The 19,318-nt window shown below is 56.3% G+C and carries 18 protein-coding genes and 1 tRNA gene; 2 read left to right on the top strand and 17 right to left on the bottom strand.

The window, feature by feature from the left end:
• Positions 1-438 precede the first annotated feature (438 nt).
• The 6 genes from istB to CPH65_RS19205 all read right to left on the bottom strand — a co-directional run bounded on the left by istB (position 439) and on the right by CPH65_RS19205 (position 6,311).
• A complete protein-coding gene (gene istB / locus CPH65_RS19235; RefSeq protein WP_096174854.1) occupies positions 439-1,197 on the bottom strand; it encodes an IS21-like element helper ATPase IstB in 759 nt (252 codons plus the stop codon).
• 11 nt (positions 1,198-1,208) lie between these two features.
• Entirely contained in the window at positions 1,209-2,738 is a 1,530-nt protein-coding gene (gene istA, locus CPH65_RS19230) for an IS21 family transposase (protein ID WP_096171580.1), read from the bottom strand.
• A gap of 653 nt (positions 2,739-3,391) precedes the next feature.
• Positions 3,392-3,466 (bottom strand) — tRNA-Glu (locus CPH65_RS19220).
• Positions 3,467-3,728: 262 nt separating this feature from the next.
• Positions 3,729-3,938, bottom strand: a complete 210-nt coding sequence (locus tag CPH65_RS19215; RefSeq protein ID WP_096175351.1) for a cold-shock protein — start codon at positions 3,936-3,938, stop codon at positions 3,729-3,731.
• Between the two features lie 418 nt (positions 3,939-4,356).
• Entirely contained in the window at positions 4,357-5,151 is a 795-nt protein-coding gene (locus CPH65_RS19210) for a precorrin-6A/cobalt-precorrin-6A reductase (protein WP_157747813.1), read from the bottom strand.
• Positions 5,152-5,156: 5 nt separating this feature from the next.
• Positions 5,157-6,311, bottom strand: coding sequence for a cobalt-precorrin-5B (C(1))-methyltransferase (locus tag CPH65_RS19205; protein ID WP_371359464.1), 1,155 nt, complete (start codon positions 6,309-6,311; stop codon positions 5,157-5,159).
• 59 nt (positions 6,312-6,370) lie between these two features.
• On the opposite strand from CPH65_RS19205, the gene cobA reads away from it, so the two are divergent.
• Together cobA and CPH65_RS19195 are read left to right on the top strand one after the other, a co-directional pair.
• Positions 6,371-7,228 (top strand): uroporphyrinogen-III C-methyltransferase, encoded by an 858-nt coding sequence (cobA, locus tag CPH65_RS19200; protein WP_096175348.1) that lies wholly within the window; start codon positions 6,371-6,373, stop codon positions 7,226-7,228.
• Between the two features lie 27 nt (positions 7,229-7,255).
• Positions 7,256-8,569: a cobyrinate a,c-diamide synthase gene (locus CPH65_RS19195; protein ID WP_096176511.1), complete on the top strand. Its 1,314-nt coding sequence runs from the start codon at positions 7,256-7,258 to the stop codon at positions 8,567-8,569.
• 251 nt (positions 8,570-8,820) lie between these two features.
• On the opposite strand, the gene cobM is transcribed toward CPH65_RS19195, so the two are convergent.
• The 11 genes from cobM to CPH65_RS19140 form a co-directional block, all read right to left on the bottom strand.
• A complete protein-coding gene (gene cobM / locus CPH65_RS19190) occupies positions 8,821-9,615 on the bottom strand; it encodes a precorrin-4 C(11)-methyltransferase (RefSeq protein WP_096175347.1) in 795 nt (264 codons plus the stop codon).
• A 42-nt stretch (positions 9,616-9,657) separates the two neighbouring features.
• Positions 9,658-11,529, bottom strand: coding sequence for a precorrin-3B C(17)-methyltransferase (gene cobJ, locus CPH65_RS19185; protein ID WP_096175346.1), 1,872 nt, complete (start codon positions 11,527-11,529; stop codon positions 9,658-9,660).
• Positions 11,517-12,236 carry a precorrin-2 C(20)-methyltransferase gene (cobI, locus tag CPH65_RS19180; RefSeq protein ID WP_096175345.1) on the bottom strand — a complete coding sequence of 240 codons (720 nt, stop codon included), beginning with the start codon at positions 12,234-12,236 and terminating at the stop codon, positions 11,517-11,519. The genes cobJ and cobI overlap by 13 nt, the downstream gene beginning before the upstream one ends.
• 35 nt (positions 12,237-12,271) lie before the next feature.
• Positions 12,272-13,522 carry a precorrin-6y C5,15-methyltransferase (decarboxylating) subunit CbiE gene (cbiE, locus tag CPH65_RS19175; protein WP_197703890.1) on the bottom strand — a complete coding sequence of 417 codons (1,251 nt, stop codon included), beginning with the start codon at positions 13,520-13,522 and terminating at the stop codon, positions 12,272-12,274.
• On the bottom strand, positions 13,519-14,214 hold the full coding sequence (locus CPH65_RS19170) for a precorrin-8X methylmutase (RefSeq protein WP_096175344.1): 696 nt from the start codon (positions 14,212-14,214) through the stop codon (positions 13,519-13,521). Before CPH65_RS19170 ends, cbiE begins: the two co-directional genes overlap by 4 nt.
• Positions 14,215-14,228: 14 nt before the next feature.
• Positions 14,229-15,380: a sirohydrochlorin chelatase gene (locus CPH65_RS19165; protein WP_244574662.1), complete on the bottom strand. Its 1,152-nt coding sequence runs from the start codon at positions 15,378-15,380 to the stop codon at positions 14,229-14,231.
• Between the two features lie 292 nt (positions 15,381-15,672).
• The gene (locus CPH65_RS19160; protein ID WP_096175342.1) at positions 15,673-16,320 is read right to left on the bottom strand and encodes an energy-coupling factor ABC transporter ATP-binding protein; all 648 of its coding nucleotides are present in this window, start codon (positions 16,318-16,320) and stop codon (positions 15,673-15,675) included.
• On the bottom strand, positions 16,304-17,116 hold the full coding sequence (cbiQ, locus tag CPH65_RS19155) for a cobalt ECF transporter T component CbiQ (RefSeq protein WP_157747812.1): 813 nt from the start codon (positions 17,114-17,116) through the stop codon (positions 16,304-16,306). Before cbiQ ends, CPH65_RS19160 begins: the two co-directional genes overlap by 17 nt.
• On the bottom strand, positions 17,116-17,802 hold the full coding sequence (locus CPH65_RS19150) for a cobalt ABC transporter permease (protein ID WP_244574455.1): 687 nt from the start codon (positions 17,800-17,802) through the stop codon (positions 17,116-17,118). The genes cbiQ and CPH65_RS19150 overlap by 1 nt, the downstream gene beginning before the upstream one ends.
• 2 nt (positions 17,803-17,804) lie before the next feature.
• A complete protein-coding gene (gene cbiM / locus CPH65_RS19145) occupies positions 17,805-18,422 on the bottom strand; it encodes a cobalt transporter CbiM (protein WP_096175340.1) in 618 nt (205 codons plus the stop codon).
• A 77-nt stretch (positions 18,423-18,499) separates the two neighbouring features.
• Positions 18,500-19,291, bottom strand: a complete 792-nt coding sequence (locus CPH65_RS19140; protein ID WP_244574454.1) for a DUF4198 domain-containing protein — start codon at positions 19,289-19,291, stop codon at positions 18,500-18,502.
• Positions 19,292-19,318 lie beyond the last annotated feature (27 nt).

The raw sequence follows: 19,318 nt of genomic DNA, 5'->3' as shown, positions 1-19,318 counted from the left end.
AACCAAAGTCCTGCGGTACCCAATCCGCGTATCAGAGTCTGATCAACCGTCGTCTCAAAGCCGCCACGCCCTACAATCGGCAGCGCATGAATGCAAACGCTGGAAGGCGAGACGAAAACTAATGCCTAAATTCTTGAAAATGGACATCAGAATCATATCTCAGCTGATTTGGGAATACAGTTTGTCAACAGAACCTAGAGCATGCTCTGATCAGTCGATTTGGAACACTTGGTCGTGTCGATCGGGAATTCCTTCTCCGCTCGGACAATGGTTTGGTTTTTACCAGTCGGCACTTCACCGCAATCGTCAAAAGCTACGGGCTCAACCCGCTTGCGCATTCCGGAGCATTCGGCCGGCCATTCCGATAACATCCGGCCACCTAATCCGGAGTATCCGGCCACCTTTGGCGTGCCGTCTTGAGGCCTGAAGATTTAGGTATCAGCTTTTGTTGTTTTCGTCACCCGTTTTGACATGGGTTTTTCGGAAGGACTGGCCTTCGAGTTCGAGGCGATATGCGTTGTGCACGAGCCGATCGAGGATAGCGTCGGCGAAGGTAGGTTCGCCGATAACCTCGTGCCAGGTTTTCAGCGGCAATTGGCTGGTGATCAGGATTGACCCTGCACCATATCGTTCTTCGACGATTTCCATGAGGTCCCGTCTCTGGTTTGCATTCAGACGGTCGGGTCCCCAGTCATCGAGGATCAGGAGTTGGGTTTTGGTAAGGCTTCGAAAGAGGCGCGGGAAGCGCCCGTCTGCATGGGCCATCTCCAATTCGCTAAACAGACGCGGCACACGTTTGTAAAGCACGGTGACACCACTTCGACAAGCGGCCTGGGCGAGCGCACAGGCTAACCAGGTTTTACCGACGCCACATGAGCCGGTGATCATCAAGTTCCGTTTGTCCCGTATCCATTTACCTGTCAGCAGTTGCTGGAACAGCGCCTTGTCCAGCCCACGTCTGGTTTTGTAGTCGACATCTTCTGGGGCGGCTCCGACATGGCGCAGACGTGCGGTTCGCATTCGGCTCTCGAACCGCTTGGTCTCGCGGCTGGCAGCTTCTCTGTCGATGAGTAGCTCCAGCCATTCGGCGTGGGTCAGATCAGCCGTTCCGTCTTGGCTGGCCAGCTCGGTGAAGGCCTCTGCCATGCCGTCGAGCTTGAGGCTATTGAGCTGCTCCAGGGTTGGATGTGTCAGCATATCCTGTCCTTTCAATGGAAGTAATCTGCACCACGGATATTGGGGTGGGTGATCGCGGGGCCGTCCGTGGGCGTTTCTCGGCGTTGTCGATCCAGACCATTCTTGAGAATGGAATGCAGGGATTGGTAGGTGTAGCTGTTGATCTCGAGCGCGCGTTCACAGGCAGCATCGAGGCGAGCATTGCCAAAAGATCGGGCAAGCTTGAGCACGCCCATGCAACTGCGATAGGCTTGTTCTGGGTGTTTGCGTCGGCGCATGACGACCTCAACATAGGTATCGACATTGGGGCCGATGCGGACGGCTTGCCTTCGGATGCTTTCCGGCGTCCAGTCGGCACGATGGCGATGATTGGACGGCATATGTTCTTTCTGGGTGGAATGTTGGCGGTTACCAGAGATGCGGACGTGAGACGCAACCCTCTGACCTTTATGGAAGACTTCGATGGTCCGCGCGGCGACCCGCACCCATAGCCTTTGTTTGATCAGCTGGTAGGGTACCGAGTAATAGTGCCGGTCCACATCGATGTGATAGTCAATCCCAGCACGACACTGCTTCCATTCGGCATAGACGTATGGCTCCCGGGGCACTGGCTTCATGGCTGGTTTGTCCAGGCTCTCAAACAAGGCCCGGCGGCTGGTACCCAGATGCCGGGTGACCTTGGCATTGAGCTGATCTTGTAGAGGGCGAATTGCTGCGTTCAGCTCGTCCAGGCCAAAGAAGGTCTGGTTGCGAAGTCGAGCCAATACCCAGCGCTCGGCCAATTGAACCGCCGTCTCGACCTTGGCTTTGTCCTTGGGTTTATGCGGACGAGCGGGCACAACGGCGGTATCGTAATGTGCAGCCATATCCCCATAGGTGCGGTTGATCGCCGGGTCATGGAAACAGGCCTTGATTACCGCTGACTTCAGATTATCTGAGACAATCATCGCAGGCACACCGCCGAAGAAATCGAAGGCCCGCACATGGCTCGATATCCAATCCGGCAGGCTCTGGGTCCAACTGGCCTCCACATAGGTGTAGTTCGACGCCCCAAGCGTGGCCACAAAGATCTGAGCTGTGCGCACTTCACCGGTCTGAGGACAGATCACATCCACGGTCTGGCCCGCATAATCGACAAACAACCGTTCACCAGCGGGGTGACGCTGGCGCATTACCGGCGAAAGCTTGCCTTCCCACGCTGAATAGCGGGCACAATATTGGCTGTAACCATAGCCGTCAGGATGAACCTCGCGATATTCCTGCCACAACAGAGCCAGCGTCACACCTTTGCGGCGCAGCTCGGCATGCATATGAGCCCAGTCTGGCTGCGGTACCGCGCGAGAGGACGCCCCAGGTTGGGATGGGTAAAGAAGAAGTTCCAGATCACTGTCAGACAAATCAACCGGCAGAGGCCATGCCAAACCAGCCAAATCCGCGCGACGGAAATAGTCCGATATCGTTGCTCGTCCTATCGAAAGGCTTTGCGCCACTCGGCGTCCTGACAAGCCTTCTGCCCGAAGCCGAAGGGCTTCCCGGATCTTGCGCATTGGTAATCTCTTCATGGGGCTTTCTCACGCTCCAAAAGAACACAAGATAGCCGGTGAGTGATTACCTCAAAACGGTCGACAAATCCCCTTCACAAGGGGGGGCCGAATGCTCCGGAATCAATGGCCGGATCAAATCGGAATGGGTGGCCGGATGCTGTCGGAATCAGTGGCCGGATAAGACCGGAATGCGCAACCTAACTCTTCAGGAAATCATGGATCGTTCGAAGGGTGGCAAAGAAGCACTGAAACAGAAACTGGCACAAATCAAGAAAGAGCATTCTGCAAAAGCGGCTGCGCTTTCAAACCTGTATGCAGCGATCGAAGAAGGTCTCATTGACCTTAATGATCCGCAGCTCAAGGAACGCATCACCAAAACAAAAGCATACCGAGACGAGTTGGAAGAGCAGGTAGAGCTTTTGTCGCGACAGATCAGCGATGACGATCTCGCCATCACGCCCGAGAAGTTGGAAGCTTTTGCCAAACTCATGCGCGAAAAGTTTTTCGGCGGAAATCCGAGCATGCAAAAAGCATATTTGAACCTGTTCATAGAACAGATTATGCTGAATGATAATGAAGTGAGGATCAGCGGATCAAAACATGCTCTGGCGCATGCTATTTGCAACCCCGACAAACTAAGCACGTCTATAGTGCCCAGTTTTGTTCGGGAATGGTACGCCCTACGGGACTCGAACCCGTGTTACCGCCGTGAAAGGGCGGCGTCCTAACCGCTAGACGAAGGGCGCTTATGCGGTGAGTGGGGTTATAAAAAGCTTTGCGGTGAATCGCAAGCGCCAAATTCGCTTTTTCCTTGGTAACAAACGCTTATCCCAAAGCCTGACGGAGAGGCCGGCAAGACGACGCCTTTTTAAAGTTGGGACGGGAACAAGAAAAGTCTGGTGAGGGGGAGGGGCAGGTGTCTAGGAGAGCGGGAGCCAAAAGAGAACCCTGATGCGCGGCATCAGGGCCCCCTATTTCATGCGCCTACAATGGAAGCGAGTATGCCTGTTAGCCGATCACTTTCAGGTTGTCTGCATTCTCTTTGCCATTGCGACCCTCGACCATTTCAAATTCAACCTGCTGACCTTCGGTCAGGGTTGTCAGGCCGGAACGCTCAACCGCAGAAATATGAACAAAAGCGTCTTTGCCACCATCGGACGGCTCAATGAAGCCATAGCCTTTGGTTGGGTTGAACCACTTAACAGTTCCGGTTGCCATCTTGACTTTCCTTTTGACTTTTGGGCCTTGTCCCCGTCGCACCTCATATACGAAAGGGGGTAGTCATCTTTTCCGTCTGGCTCGATGCGACCAGCGCGATACACAACGGGCGTTTCGACGTCTCAGAAGAACCAACGGTAGAAGATTACATCATAAGCAACAATTGCGAAAGAATAGATTTGTTGCGAAAATGTGTTTTCATGAGATTGTTACAAATTTTCAATTTTGATCTTGTGAATATACAGCTAATGATATGATTTTTATAATCAAAACCTTAGCGAGTCTGGGCTGCTTTTGACGAAAACACGCTAGGGAACAATATACTTTTGCTTATAAGGCGAGCGTTGGAAGCCCAATTTTTGGCGCATTTGAACAAATGCTTCCAAAACCTCAAACTTGCGCCATCACTAGACTGACATCAGACCTTCAGATCGCTTTCCAGGAGCCATCTGTCGAGCGCAGTTGTATCGGTTATCTCAAGACATTCGGGCAACACTGGCCGCTCGATCATGATGACGGGCAGGCGCAACCGCCGCGCGGCAACAACCTTGAGATAGGATTGGCTCGCGCCGGAATTTTTGGTTACAAGGCACTCAACGCTTCTCGACTGCATCAAAGACAGCTCTTCTTCAACCGTCTGCCCGGGCATGGATCGAACATGTTCGGCATGTCCGGGAAGCTCGCTGGGATCGATGTCGCCAATACTGCGCACGACAAGGTGACAATCCGTTCTGTGCCTGAAGGGATCAAATGACAATCGCCCTACGGCGAGCATGGCAATACAATGAGGAATAAGCTGTTCGGCGGCCTCTTCAAGGCTGGACACCTGGATCCACAGGTCTCCCTCGACTGGCGACCAAGGCGCGCGTGTGTAGCGAATGATCTGTATGCCGGATTGTGCTGCGGCCGCGCAGGCATTCGTGCTCATGGCGTGCGCGAACGGATGTGTTGCATCGATGATCGCAGCAATGCTGTTGCTCGTGATGTAGCGGACCAGCCCCGCCGATCCACCAAACCCTCCAACACTGAAAGAAAGTCGATCGTCCGATGGCAGATCTCCTCTTTGGCGGAAGGCTTTTTCGGGGTCGGTGCCCAGAACGCCTGCGAGTGAGACGATAATCGGATGCTTCGTGTGCAGAACAAGAAACTGAACGACTGTACGCGCTTCCGCCGTGCCGCCAAGAACGAGAACAGGATCTGTCGTGTGCGTCATCGCATTCATCCTGATGGCGAACCGGCGCTGTGTTGCTCAAACGTAAGAGGCTCCGTTTGCGCCAGCAGCGTTCCTGCCCTGTCAATGACGATGATATCCAGAGCGATGGGGCCGTCACCGAGCAGGGCGAGCGCCTTTGCCTGTGCTTCGCTTGCGATCAGCCCGGCGATATCCAGCCCGACCTTTTGGGCCTCTTGGAGAATTTCAAGGGCGGTGTTCGCTGTGTGTGCACGTTCTATCAGGGAGGCATCGGCACCAAGCCTCTGCAAACGCTCGGCCATCCATTCGAAATCCACCTGACTGCGGCCGGAATGCAGATCCATGGCCCCTTGCGCCAGTTTGGAGATCTTGGCAAACCCGCCTCCGATGGTGACGCGCGCAACCGGATTTTTGCGTAGATACTTGAGCATGCCACCCACAAAATCTCCCATGTCGAGCATGGCGAAATCGGGAAGATCATAAAGCCCCTGAACCACCCGTTCGGACGTGGAGCCGGTTGAACCGGCCACATGCGTCTGTCCTTCGGCTATGCAGACATCAACGCCGCGATGAATCGAATGAATCCAGGCCGAGCAGGAAAAGGGAACGACGATGCCGGTTGTCCCTAGAATCGATAGCCCGCCGACGATGCCAAGACGCGGGTTCCAGGTTTTTGCCGCCAGCTTTTCGCCATTGCGGACGGAAATCGTGATTTCCACATCCGGCTGAAGGTCATGGGCGGCAGCAAGACTGTTGACGACCTGTGTCATCAGCGCGCGCGGAACCGGGTTGATCGCAGGCTCGCCAACGCCAATGGGTAGGCCCGGGCGCGTGACCGTCCCCACGCCGTCTCCGGCTCGAAAGACAATTCCGCAGCCTGCTTCCCCAAAAGCCACTTTTACGGTAATCAGGGCGCCATGCGTGACATCTGGATCATCCCCGGCATCCTTTATGATGCTGGCTTCTGCATGATCTTTCTGTAGCGATTCATGAGTAAGCGCAAAGGCAGGCTGTTGTCCTTTGGGTAAAGTAATGACCACCGGATCAGGAAACTCGCCACTGATCAACGCCGTGAGAGCCGCCTTTGTCGCGGCTGTGGCGCACGCACCCGTGGTCCAACCTCTCCGAAGGGCCGTGCCATTTTCTGAATTTTCTAGATGATCCGTCATGGAGTCAGATATATAACGGACCGCACAGCATGCGCCATGCCAAAGGTGCAAGGACAGGAAAAAAGAAAAGTATGTCAACTGAATTCACCAGCGACAGCTATAGCAAAACACTTTTTGAAGGCTTGCCGGAATTCCAGCCCGGCTGGGTCTGGCTCGTGGGCGGCGGTCCGGGAGACAGGGGGCTTCTGACGCTTCATGCCATCAATGCCATTCGGCAGGCAGATGCAATCGTTTATGATGCCCTGGTCGATGAAACGATCCTGTCCTTTGCGCGCCCGAACATTCTGGTTGAATTTGCTGGCAAACGGGGAGGGCGTCCGTCTCCCAAACAGAATGACATCACCTTGCGCCTGATTGCCCTCGCCAAGGAAGGCAAGCGCGTGTTGCGCCTCAAGGGTGGCGACCCGTTCATTTTTGGGCGCGGCGGTGAAGAAGCGCTCGGTCTGGTGGGGGCCGAAGTGCCTTTTCGGGTGGTGCCGGGCATAACCGCGGGGATTGGCGGGCTGTGCTATGCTGGCATCCCGGCCACACATCGCGACATCAACCAGTCGGTCACGTTCCTTACTGGCCACGATCAGACTGGCTCCATGCCTGACGCGCTGAACTGGGACGCCATCGCCAAAGGCTCGCAAGTTATCGTGATGTATATGGCCATGAAGCATCTCAGATCCATAACGGCCAAGCTGCTCGCGGCCGGTCGGGATCCGCACGAAGGGGCCGCGGTTATCTGCAACGCGACCACGCCGCGACAGGCTGTTCTGGTGTCCGACCTGCAGTCCATCGCCGAGGAAACCGAAAAGTCCGGCCTCAAACCGCCCGCCCTGTGCGTGGTTGGCAATGTGGTCCGGATGCGCGATGGGCTCGACTGGCTCGGATTCGCCACCCAAGGCAAGACCCTGACAGCCACGCCGCTCAAACCAAAAGAATAACTTGGCCTAATGTCTGCTTCGACCTTCATTCCCGGTCTCATTCTGGCAGCCGCCAGCTCCAACTCCGGCAAGACAACTCTGTCGCTGGGGCTTCAACGGCTGCTTCAGCGCAAGGGCGTGCGGGTGACGCCGGCAAAATGCGGCCCGGATTATATCGACCCGGCGTTTCATGCTGTGGCCTCAGGACAAACCTCGCTCAATCTCGACCCGTGGGCCATGCGAGCAGAAGATATATGTCTTCGTTCGCAGGCACATGCAGCGCATCGTGATCTCTTGTTTGTTGAAGGGGTCATGGGACTGTTCGACGGGGCAGCTGGCGGCCGAGGGTCCACAGCCAATCTGGCGCGAACACTGAAATTGCCCGTCTTTCTCGTGCTCGACGTCAAAGGGCAGGCGCAGACCGCTGCGGCCATTGCCGCCGGGATCAGGGATCACGACAAGACGCTGTCCATTGCTGGCGTGATCCTCAATAGAGTCGGTTCCGAGATCCATGAAGCGTTGCTCAGGGAGGCTTTTGGCGCCATCTCGATGCCAGTCGTCGGGGCGATAAGGCAGTCTTCAGCGCTTGAATTGCCTTCTCGTCATCTGGGACTCGTGCAGGCCGGCGAATATGAGGCGCTCAGCGACCGGATTGATGCGATCGCGGATCATATGGACAAGGATATAGACCTTGCACTCATGCTGGACATCGCGCGGCAGCAGTCAAATTTGCCGAGTGTGGCGACATCGGACGCATCCCCTTTGCGCCTTCCGCCACTTGGACAGCATATCGCCATTGCCAAGGACGCGGCCTTCACGTTTATCTATCCGCACATTCTTCAAGACTGGAAAGAGCAGGGGGCGAGCCTGTCCTTTTTCTCGCCTTTGGCCGATGAAGAGCCGGACAAAGGCGCGGACGCCATTTATCTGCCGGGGGGCTATCCAGAGCTTCATCTCGACGCACTGAGCACTGCTGATCGCTTCAAGCGGTCGATGAAACAAGCCGCTGCCGAAAACAGGACCATTTTCGCCGAATGTGGTGGCTATATGGTTTTGGGGCATTCGATCATAGGGGTAGGGGGAGAAGAAAAAGAAACCTTAGGGTTCATTCCACTTACGACAAGTTTTTCTAGCCCTAAGTTGAAATTAGGCTATAGAATACTTAGTCCTGCTGCGGGCGACCTGTTTTCATCCGCTATGACCGCCCATGAATTTCACTATGCCACCATTGAATGGCAAGGCGCCTGTGACCCTCTGTTTCATGCAACAACAGCAACGGGCGCGCCGCTACAGCCGATGGGGCAGCGTGTTGGCAGTGTCTGCGGCTCGTTTGCCCATATTATTGGCCTGAAGCCAAGTTGAGGCTGGTTTTGGTGGGCAAAGTGAGGCCGTGAGAAAAAGCTTCTCAAGTTGGGATAGCCAAAGAATCTGGGCCTTCCAATTCGCAAGAACAAGATGCTGTGGCCCAATCGCGTTTGGCAATTGGAACCGCGGGCAGGCAATCAACCCGGCAGCGGCTTTGATTGAAATCTAGTGGCAAACTGAGTGGCCAAGAGCCCGGCGAAGGTACAAAAAATGCCCGCGCCCGGCTCATTGGTGATGGGAATATGTTCCTAGACCTCTTGTTCCTTCGCCTTGTCGACTTCTCCCTTTGATCCAATCCTCAGGATGTGAGAGAAATCCGCATCATAAAGCCGGGAATCCTCAAAGTTCTGAGCGCCGATGGCGGGGCCGACAAGAATGAGGGCTGTCCGCGTGATTTTGGCTTCGCGCACCTTTTGACGAATGTTCGCCAACGTGCCCCGAATGAACATCTGATCAGGCCAACCAACCCGATAGGCAACCACCACCGGACAATCTGCACCATAATGGGGCGTCAGATCCCGCTCAATCTGAGGGATGTTGCGCACCGAAAGATGAATGGCCAGCGTTGCGCCGGATTTGCCCAATGTGTCGAGATTTTCCCGTTCCGGCATCGAAGAGGATTTCATGGCCGTTCGAGTCAGAATGATGGTCTGGGCAATGCCGGGGATTGTCAGTTCCGTCCCCAGGGCCGCTGCCGCTGCCGCAAAGGCTGGCACGCCCGGCACGACTTCATATGGGATTTTCAGCACTTGCAAACGGCGCATCTGCTCGGCCACCGCACCATAGATCGAGGGGTCGCCGGAATGCACCCGGGCAACATCCTCGCCCTTCTCGTGGGCGATCCGCATATCCTCGATGATCTCATCCAGATGCATCGGGGCCGTATCCTTGACAATGGCTTCCTTTGGCGCCTCCGCCACAATGGCTTCCGGCACCAAGGATCCGGCAAACAAACAAACCGGGCAGCGCTGGATGAGCTTTAATCCACGAACCGTGATGAGATCGGGAGCTCCGGGGCCCGCGCCGATAAAATAAACTGTCATTTCAATTCCTTTTGGGTCGGGAGCCGCGCAATTCGGCCAGTGTCAGCTTTTGTCGGCGTCAATGCGCTTGGCATAGCCACGCGGTGTATAGGCAACGGTCCCGTTGTCTCCAACGGATCGGTCTCCAAGCACAAGCGTGCGGGATTGGGAAGAGCCGACCAGCACCACCGTCAGCATGTCGACCTCGTCCACTTCAAGGGTTTCAAGGGTTCGTATCCGCAAGGTTTCATCTGGACGCCCCAGATTTGAGGCAAGGAGAACCGGGGCGCTTCCGGCGCGTTTGGTCAGGAGAATTTCCTTGGCTCTCTGCAACTGAGTGCGGCGCTTGCGCGAGACCGGATTGTAGAAAGCGACCACGAAGTCACCCGCAGCAGCAGCCTCAAGCCGCTGTTCGATTGTTTCCCACGGCGTTAGAAGGTCAGACAGGGAAATCGTGCAGAAATCATGCCCGAGAAAGGCACCAAAGCGCGCCGAGGCTGCCTGCAGCGCAGAAATGCCCGGCACGTGCACAATCTCGGCCCGTTTCGCAGCATCCGACACCCCGCCGTCATCTTCGGCGCGATCCAGTAGCTCCATCACGAGCGTACCCATGGCGTAGATGCCCGCGTCGCCGGAGCAGATCAGCGCCACATCAACGCCTTTGCCTGCCTGCTCCAGAGCATGACGGCAGCGATCCTCTTCGCCGCCGAGCGGGAAATCTTTGCGCTCCTTGCCATCTGCCAGAGAGCCCAGGAGATCTATATAAAGACCGTATCCGACAAGCTCCTGTGCTGCGGCAATTCTGCTGGTGGCTTCCGGCGCACGCCAGTCTCGCTGTCCCGGACCAATGCCAACAACCGACAGAGATCCGCGCCTTTGGCCGGGAAGGGTCGAGCCAAGCGGCGCATTGGCAAGGCCAACCGCACAGGTGGCCTTGTTGGTCTTTTCCTTGGAAACGAGAAGAGTTCCATCAGATCTGACGCCAGCAAGAGCGGCTCCCTCTGCAACGCCGTGGCACCCGACCTCGGCGAATACCACGTCGGACGGGGTGGTGAGGCGACCGGCTTCGGCTTCCAATTCCTCGGCTGAGAAAAACCGTGCGGGCACTTTGAAGTGACGTGCGGCTGCATGAATGGCCGCTTCGTCCATTTTGAGATCAATGGAAGCAAGCATGGCGATGGCTTGCGGCGCCAGATTGTGCGCGTCGAGCGTCGCTTCGATATGGGCGATCAGGTGCGTAGCATCGAGCCCACGTTCGCATCCAACGCCGACGACGAGGGATTGGGGTGCGTAGACCAATTGGTCTAGTCTGTCATCAGCGCAATGAACGTCGGACCGAACGGCAAGGCTTGCTTCATTTGAAAGGACAAGGCCTTTGTCCGACAGCCATGTCAGCGCCGGATCGAGTGCCACCGGTTCGCCATCGACAATCCGGGCCATGATCGGACCAGCGCTCCGCGGGTTCTGCAAGCGCCAGCCCTCAGGCGGCTTGTCAAAGGAGATCCTGTGTTGGCAATCGCCGGCGGTGGTAATAGCAGCATGGGCGTTAAGACCCTGCGCCAGACCCAATGCCAGATCATTGCCGCCATGATGGCCGCCCAGAAGCGGGACGACCGAACGCCCGTTGCGTGCGACCGATAAAACCGGCGGTTCTGAAAACTTGCTGTCGAGAATCGGGCCCAGAGCTCGAATGATGATGCCGCTCGCGCACAGGGCCACGATGCCGTGACCGGCAAGGAACAGATCGCGAAGATGCGTCAGCGTATCCCCAAAACTCCGGTCAGCGGTCTTCACATCGGGCTTGCCATGCAACTCGGCAGCCCAGCCGTCTGCCTTGAGGAGGTCGCGAACCTTGGTCGCCAGCGGTTCCGCAGACGCAGACGGGCACAGGACCACAAGCGAACGCCCGGTTTCTGTCCGCTTCACTTCTTCCATGCTTCACCGCCTTCATAAACGAGGATCATTGAAAAATAGGGCACGCAGCTTTCATCGACCTCAGCAAGGGGCATGATTTTCTCGCTGGGAAGGCTCGCTCTCTCGACATATCCCGCGTTGGCCAAAAGGCCGTTACGCTCCAGCAAAGAGCGGATGCGGGGCAAATGCCGACCAACCTTGATGATGGCGAAGGATCCGCCCAGAGATAATCTTTCTTGCAGTGCGGCGTCGTCCATCGGGCCGGGCAGGATCGTCAGAACGTCGTTGCGACCTGCAAGCGGCTGCGCGAGGCGCCCTGCGCAGGCAACCAGCGAGGAAACGCCCGAGACAATCTCGACATTGAACCGATTGGACAGCCGATTGTGCAGATACATGAAGCTGCCATAAAAGAACGGATCGCCCTCGCAGAGGACGACGACATCCTGCCCTGATGCCAACAGCGCTTCGATGCGCTCGGCGCTCTCGTCATAAACCGACTGGGCTGCGAACCGTTCGGTGCGCATCGGCACGGACATGACAATCTCTTCGCACTCATCTGGAATGTGTCTGGCCACGATCGAGCGGGCAAAGCTCTCGCCACCTTCGGGGGACGGATAGGCCAAAACCTTTGCCTGTTCGATCATGCGGGCGGCCTTCAGCGTCAGAAGTTCGGGGTCTCCCGGTCCAACACCGACACCATAAAGGGTGCCATTTTTTGTTTCGTTCATCGTCTGTCTCTAGTCTTTGTCTATGACCGTCACGCTCACAGCCCGTCGTCCTTGACGAATGCCCATTGCGTAACTGGCATGGCTGTCTTCCAGCCGTAATAGGGGCCAACCGCCTCGGCCTTGGCGATGGAAAGGCGGGTCAGCTCACCGCCGTTGCGTTCAAACATCTCAAGCAAAAGCTTTTCGGAGCCAAGGGTCACTGCATGGGCAACCAACCGCCCGCCCGGCTTGAGCGACCGCATGCAAAAATTGATGACATCGGCAGACAGGCCGCCGCCGACAAACACCGCGTCGGGGTGCGGCTCACCGCGTAAGCTGTCTGGAGCCGTGCCGTTGAGCAAGCGCAGCTTTGGCACGCCCAGCATGTCGGCGTTGTGTTGCGCAAACGCGCGACGCTTTTCCTGTGGCTCGACACCAATGGCCATGCAGCTTGGATGCGCGCGCATCCATTCGATGGCGATGGAACCGCAACCCGTCCCGACATCCCAAAGTAGTGCTCCGGGGTGTGGGGCGAGTTTGGCGAGAGCGCTTGCCCGAATGTCCCGTTTCGTCATCTTGCCATCATGCTCGAAGGCTTCATCTGGCAAACCGGGTACGGCGGGCAACCATCCGTCGAACCGTTCCGGCAGGGACACAGCCAGCAGATTGAGATCGGCAAATTTCAGATCATCCCCGCTGTCATCAAGAAGCTTGGCGGTGCTCTCTATGACCTTTTCTTTCTCGCCACCCAGATGCTCAAGCACCGTAACGGAGGCTTTGTCGAGGCCACGTTCACAAAGGAGCCGCGCCACCAATGCAGGAGAGGTGCCATCCTTGGAAAGGATGAGCAGCCGCGCCCCGGGCATCAGATGGGGAACCAGCGCCGCAGGATTACGCCCATGGATGGTCAGGCGAACCACCTTGTCCAGTGGCCAGCCAAGGATGCTGGCTGCAAGACTGAACGAACTGGGTGAGGGCAGAACACGCATCTCATGCCAATCGAAATGGCGCGTGAGACTGCCCGCGATGCCAAACTCCATCGGATCGCCGCTTGCCAGAATGACGACAGGGGTTCCGCGCAGCTTTTTGAGTTGATCGTAAACGAGAGACAGTGGCGAGGGCCACGTCATGCGCTTGGCCTTGGAGGAAAGCTCGTCGGGCACCATCGCCAAATGGCGTTCGCCACCCAGAATGACCTCTGCGTTGACAAGCAGCGACCAGGCCAGATCACCCAGATCGTCCATTCCGCCTTCACCGATGCCGATGATGGTCAGCCACGGTGCGCTGTTCATGTTGCTCTCTGTCATAGTCTTGCATCCTCCCGGGATGGCTGATCCTTCACGCCAAGGGCCGATATTGCGAGGGCATTGACCGCCGCGCTGGCAAGCGGTGTGCCGCCGCGCCGACCAAGAAGGGCGATGAAATCGACACCTAGAGCCGGAGCTGCCTTTACGAGCGCTTCCTTGGATTCGGCAGCACCGACAAAGCCAACAGGAAAACCGAGCACCAGTGCCGGTTTTGCCGCGCCGTCCTTGAGCATTTCGATCAGCCTGAAAAGGGCCGTTGGCGCATTGCCGATGGCCACGATTGCGCCATCCAAATGCGGTCGCCACAATTCCAATGCGGCGGCCGACCGTGTCGTTTGCATCCGACTGGCGAGATCCGCAACGTCCGGATCATTCAGCGTCACGATCACCTCATTGCCAGCACCTGACATTTGGGGCGATAGAAATCGTCTGGTGATGCCGCCAGCCACCATTTGTGCGTCCACCAAGATCGGAGCGCCGCCCTGTAGTGCTTTGATGCCAGAGGTGATCGCCGAACTGCTGAAACGCAGATCGGCGACAAGATCCGTCTGACCGACAGCGTGCATCAGCCGAACAGCGAGTGGTTCCACATCTGGCGGCAGGGTATCCAGAGCATCAGCCGCCTCATTTCGTATGATCTGAAATGACCGCCGGTAGATCGCGTCTGGATCCCGTTCATAAGGTTCGCTCATGACGTGAAACCCGCCTAGTCCTTCGGATACATGCTTTTGGGACCATGTGGATGATCCGCGTGCGGGTAGGGGTGATGGTGGTGATCGTCATGATCGTGCGAATGATCATGACCATGTGCATGGGAATGACCATGGTCGTGGGAATGCCCGTGATCATGGGAGTGGTCGTGGTCATGGCTGTGTTCATGCCCATGTGCATGATCGTGGGAATGGCTGTGGTCATGATGGTGATGATCTGTGGACGGCTGGTGCTTCAGGCACTCGTTCGTACACTTGTTATCCTCACAATATTCACAGTCCTTGGTGTCGACGCCTTCCACATGATGGTGGTGGCTTTCCTGCTTGAGGCCCACTTCCTGCTCGAACCCGAGAACCTGCGCACGGTATTTGCACAGTTGGCAGTTCATGTTGTTGGTGCCCTCGAGAATCTCGCCAACCCGGTCGACAAAAGTCTCGATCACATAGTCCTGATCGTTGAGATAGCCAGCCTTGATAAACTGGATGTCCGGGTGACGCGCGGCAACTTCATCGGTGAAATTGTAGATCCGGCGCACCAGAATGCCGGTGAAGAGGAAATAGGGGAACACGATGATCCGCTTGTAGCCAAGCTTTGCTGCATGCTCGAGGCCCGGCTCGACGAGCGGGAAGGTCACGCCGGAATAGCAGACTTCGCCCCAACCAAAACCCATGCCTTCCCACAAAAGGCGCATCAGCTTGTTGACGTTGGAGTTGGCATCAGGATCGGACGCCCCACGGCCGACAACCATCAGCATCGTCTCTGTCAGCGATACTTCGCCATGCTCTTCGTTGGCGGCATCAACCGCTTCCTGAACACGGGCGCCTGCGGCCTTGATCATCTTCAGGTCAAGACCCAGCTCGCGGCCATATTCGATGGTTATGCCGGGCGTTTTGGCCTGATAGGCATTGAGGACGGAGGGGATGTCATTCTTGGCGTGGCCTGCAGCAAACAGCATGCCCGGAACCGCGAGAATGCGCGTGCAGCCCTGTTCAACAAGATTGTCGAGACCATTGGAAATCACCGGATTGGCAAATTCAAGATAGCCGTAATCAACTGGCCAATCGGGAAATTTCGGTCTCAGGCGTTTTGCGAGTTGAGCGAACTGCCCGACAGCTTCTTTATTGCGGCTGCCATGGCCGCAAATCATCAGGCCAAGTTTTTCTTCTGGTTTGGAACTGGTCACGTCAGAGTCCCCTTTGTTGTTCATGAGACATCATTATTGATGCCGGTCTGGTTTAACAGCAGGGAGACTATGGCCGCATGCCAAGTCCAGCATGCGAAACCGATAATGCAATCCTGCAGGTCAGTCTTGGTCTCCGGATTGGATCAACCGCACTGACATGTTTTTCAGCTCTCATCTTGCGGGGGTGGTCCGCTTGGGAGAGCACTGCGAATAGGCAACAGAAGCCTAGACTGCCAGTGCGTGCCACAAAAGCACTTTAGCAGATTTGTCCACCTTCCATGAGAATAGTTCTGGTCACGACCTCTTCCCTGAAGGCTCTATCATGGGAGACGATGATCATGGATTGAGGCAGATCAGTGAGAATATCGATCAACCGTTTTCTGGTGTCTTCATCCAGTGCGTTGGTCGGCTCGTCAAGCAAAAGGATCTCTGGCTTCATGGCAAGCACCGTCGCCAGAGAGACGAGCCGCTTCTGCCCGCCGGACAGCTTGTAGGTTACGCGGTCCCTGAACTCGGTGAGACGCAAGGCTTCCAGCGTATCGTCGACAATCACCATTGCCTCTTCCTTGCTGTAGCCCAGATTGAGTGGGCCGAAAGCGATGTCTTCAGCCACAGTGGGACAGAACAACTGGTCGTCAGGATCCTGAAAGACAAGACCGACACGTCGCCGGAGGATACGGAAATCCTCTTCGGTTGCGAAATCCCGCCCAAAGGCCGAAATCGTACCCTCGGAAGGTTTGTCGAGCCCCACGAGCAAATGCAGCAAAGTGCTTTTGCCCGCTCCATTGTCACCCACGAGCCCCAGTCTCTCACCCGAATTCAGCGCAAAACTGACGCCGTCCAGACAGGGAGGAAAGCCCGGATAGGCAAAAACCAGATTTCGGCCCTCAAGCAGCAACGCCATAAACCACCTCAAGAGTGAGCAGCGTTAACAGCGCAAGGCAGGCAAAGCTGGCAAAGACAACGTCCAGCCGAGAGAATTGCATGTTGTCGAGTAGATGAAACTGACCATGGAAGCCTCGGCATTTCATCGCCTTCATAATCCGCTCTGAGCGCTCAAGGGATCGGATCAGCAGCATGCCGACCAGATAGCCGACAGTTCGATAGGTGTGCAAGTTGTTGCCCGGCGCGAACCCACGGCACTTCATTGCTGTGCGGAGACGCTGATACTCTGCGTGCAGCACGTCGATATAGCGCACGGTGAACAGCAACAGATGCACGAGGCGGTCTGGCACCTTGAGGCGGGAGAGGGCATGGCCCAGCGTCACGGCCTCAAGCGTGCCTATCAGTGCCAATGTCGCCATGACAATGGAATTGGCCTTCAGCAGGATGATGACCGCAGCATAGAGACCTTCATAAGACGCGGGAAAGCCCCAAACCGTGAACATGGCCACGCCCGGTGTCGTGAATGGCAACATCACGATCAGAAAGATGATGAAACTGTCCATCATTGCCACACGCTTCAGCGTTGACCAGAAGGGCAGCCGAGCCTGATGCATAAGAATGATCGAGAATGACAGGGCGAGCGCCAGAACGGGCAGGCTGGAGAGTTGCACCACACAGATAGCCATTGTCACCACCGCAACGATGCGGACACGCGGATCGAGTTCACGAAGCCACATGCGAGAGGTGCGATCCACACCACCCTTTGAGATATTGGTATTGTGGGCGCGTCCGGCCCGTTCTAGCACATCAGTCATCAGGCAGTTGTCCCCCCATTGGCGGATGCGGCTTTTTTGCGTTCCATCCGGGCGGCGACATAGAAGCCAACGCCGCATAGTCCGACGATATAGCCAATGCCACCGAGAATGGCCTGCATGTCATTCTTCTCCATGTAGGCAGCGACGGTTTTGCGCAGAGGTTTTGTCTCCTTGCGAACAGCCTTTGCAACAATCGGCTTGATCTGGGCAATCTGATCATTGACTGCGACTTCGATCAGCTCTTTGAGGGCGGCCGGGTCAACGCCTTCTGCTTTCAGCTCGCTTTGAGCAGCTGCGACTTCTTTCGCAGCAGGTGCCTCCACCGGAGCGTTGGCTGAGGCATCAGCCCCGATCCCGTCGGGCAAATCATCGACTTCCATGCGGAATTCGGCAACATGGCCAGCCCCGAGATTGGCCTTGAAAATATGGGGCACCGCTTTTGTTGGCGTGAACTGGAAGATCCCGTCCTCATCGGTTGTCGCCTCGCCAAGCTTGTTGTCTTGGTCATCAAAAACCTCAACCACGGCATCAGTTGCCATGTCACCATTGGAGAAGCCGATTTCACCTTCGATAATCGGGCCTTCAGCATAGGCTGACGCGATCACCTTGTGAGCCTCAGCCGGGACGACAAACCCGCCCACAAGCACCATCAAGGCGCCGAAAAACAGAGTTTTGAAATTGGTCATCACTACACCTTCCGACCCATTGCATCGAGCAATTCAGGTTTAACTTTGAAAATCAGATACATCGCAGCGGCAGACAACAATCCTTCGATGATCATGATCGGGATATGCGCAAAGAACACGAGCTTTGCTGCGGCGATGAAATTGTCGCCAGACAGGCTGAGCGCCACGGCAACAAAGATCGTGGTCAGGGCAATCGCTGCCCCGCCAGCGATCCCGCCTATAATGGCAAAGGTCGTGGCTGAAGAGGTTCCCAACAAAAACGGACGTGCAATCAGGCCCACGATCAGAGCGGGACCTGCGATATTGAGGGTATTAACCCCCAAAACCGTTATGCCGCCGAAGCCAAAGAAGACAGCCTGCAACAAAAGCGCGACAAACAGCGCGGGAAACGCTGCCCATCCCAAAATAATGCCCGCCAGTCCGTTCATGATGAGATGCACGCTGGAGACCCCCAGTGGCACGTGAATAAGAGACGCAACGAAGAACGTGGCACTGAGGACGCCTGCTGCCGGAATCAGATCCATGTGCAGTTTGCGCAGCCCCATGACGAGACCGCCCGCACAAAGCAAAGACCCTCCGATGACCACTTCGTTTGCCAATGCACCATCAACGATATGCATTTGTTTGTTCCTTTCTTCGAACCTTCAAGGCCCGAAGCCACCGGCAGACGAACTGCCGGTGGTGACATGAAGATCGATCAATCGAGGTCGAACGCCTTGATCCAGATGACAGCGTCCTGAGACAGTTCCTTGCCTTCAAATTCGGTGTCCGGACCTGAGCCGAGGGCAGCAAAGCCCCAGAACCCAGCCTTTGGAATACCGAAGGTGAAGTAGCCATTCTCATCGGAGATTGCGACAACAGAGCCGCCTGGAGCAGGGTCTGCCTTCACCTCACCGGGGGCGTTGGCATCCATGTCAGGCTCGGCAGCCATATATTCGATTTCGATTTCAATTCCGGCAGCGGGTTTGCCGTCATTCAACACACGACCTGTGAAGGTGGAGCCCACGAGAATGTTGGTCGGCTTGTTGAGCGGAACAATCTCGGTTTTCAGGCCAACCGGCTCATTCCAACCGGTCGGAATGCCGCCCTTGTTGAGGAAGCTCTTGGTGATCTGCTGAATGTAGATGTCTTCACTGCCTTCATAGTAGGGGGCAGGCTCGACAACCACGATGTAGTCGCCGTTGCGTTTGACAGGAAGGGTCGCATCATAGGCGTCCGCTTCGTTCCCCGAGCCTTTGAAGGTCATCGGCTTGAGGCTGTCCATCAGGTCGATTTTCTTGCCTTTGTGAACCGCGAAGACAGCTTCCGGCTTGCCCATGTCCATGACATGGCCATTTTCAAACGGGTGCCAGAAAATCAACTTGTAGGGGACATCTCCAGCACGCGAGACATTGACGTCTGGTGTGTAGGCAAGCTGGAAATGGGCGAATGCTGCGGTCGAGAACAGCATGGAGGCGGCGAGCGCAGTCGCAGTTACAAATTTGTTCAAAAAAATATCTCCCGTGACAGGTTTGTC

The sequence above is a fragment of the Cohaesibacter sp. ES.047 genome, assembly GCF_900215505.1.
Taxonomy (GTDB): Bacteria; Pseudomonadota; Alphaproteobacteria; order Rhizobiales; family Cohaesibacteraceae; genus Cohaesibacter.
Note: the sequence above shows the minus strand (reverse complement) of the source record. Positions and strands in the feature narration are given on the sequence as shown.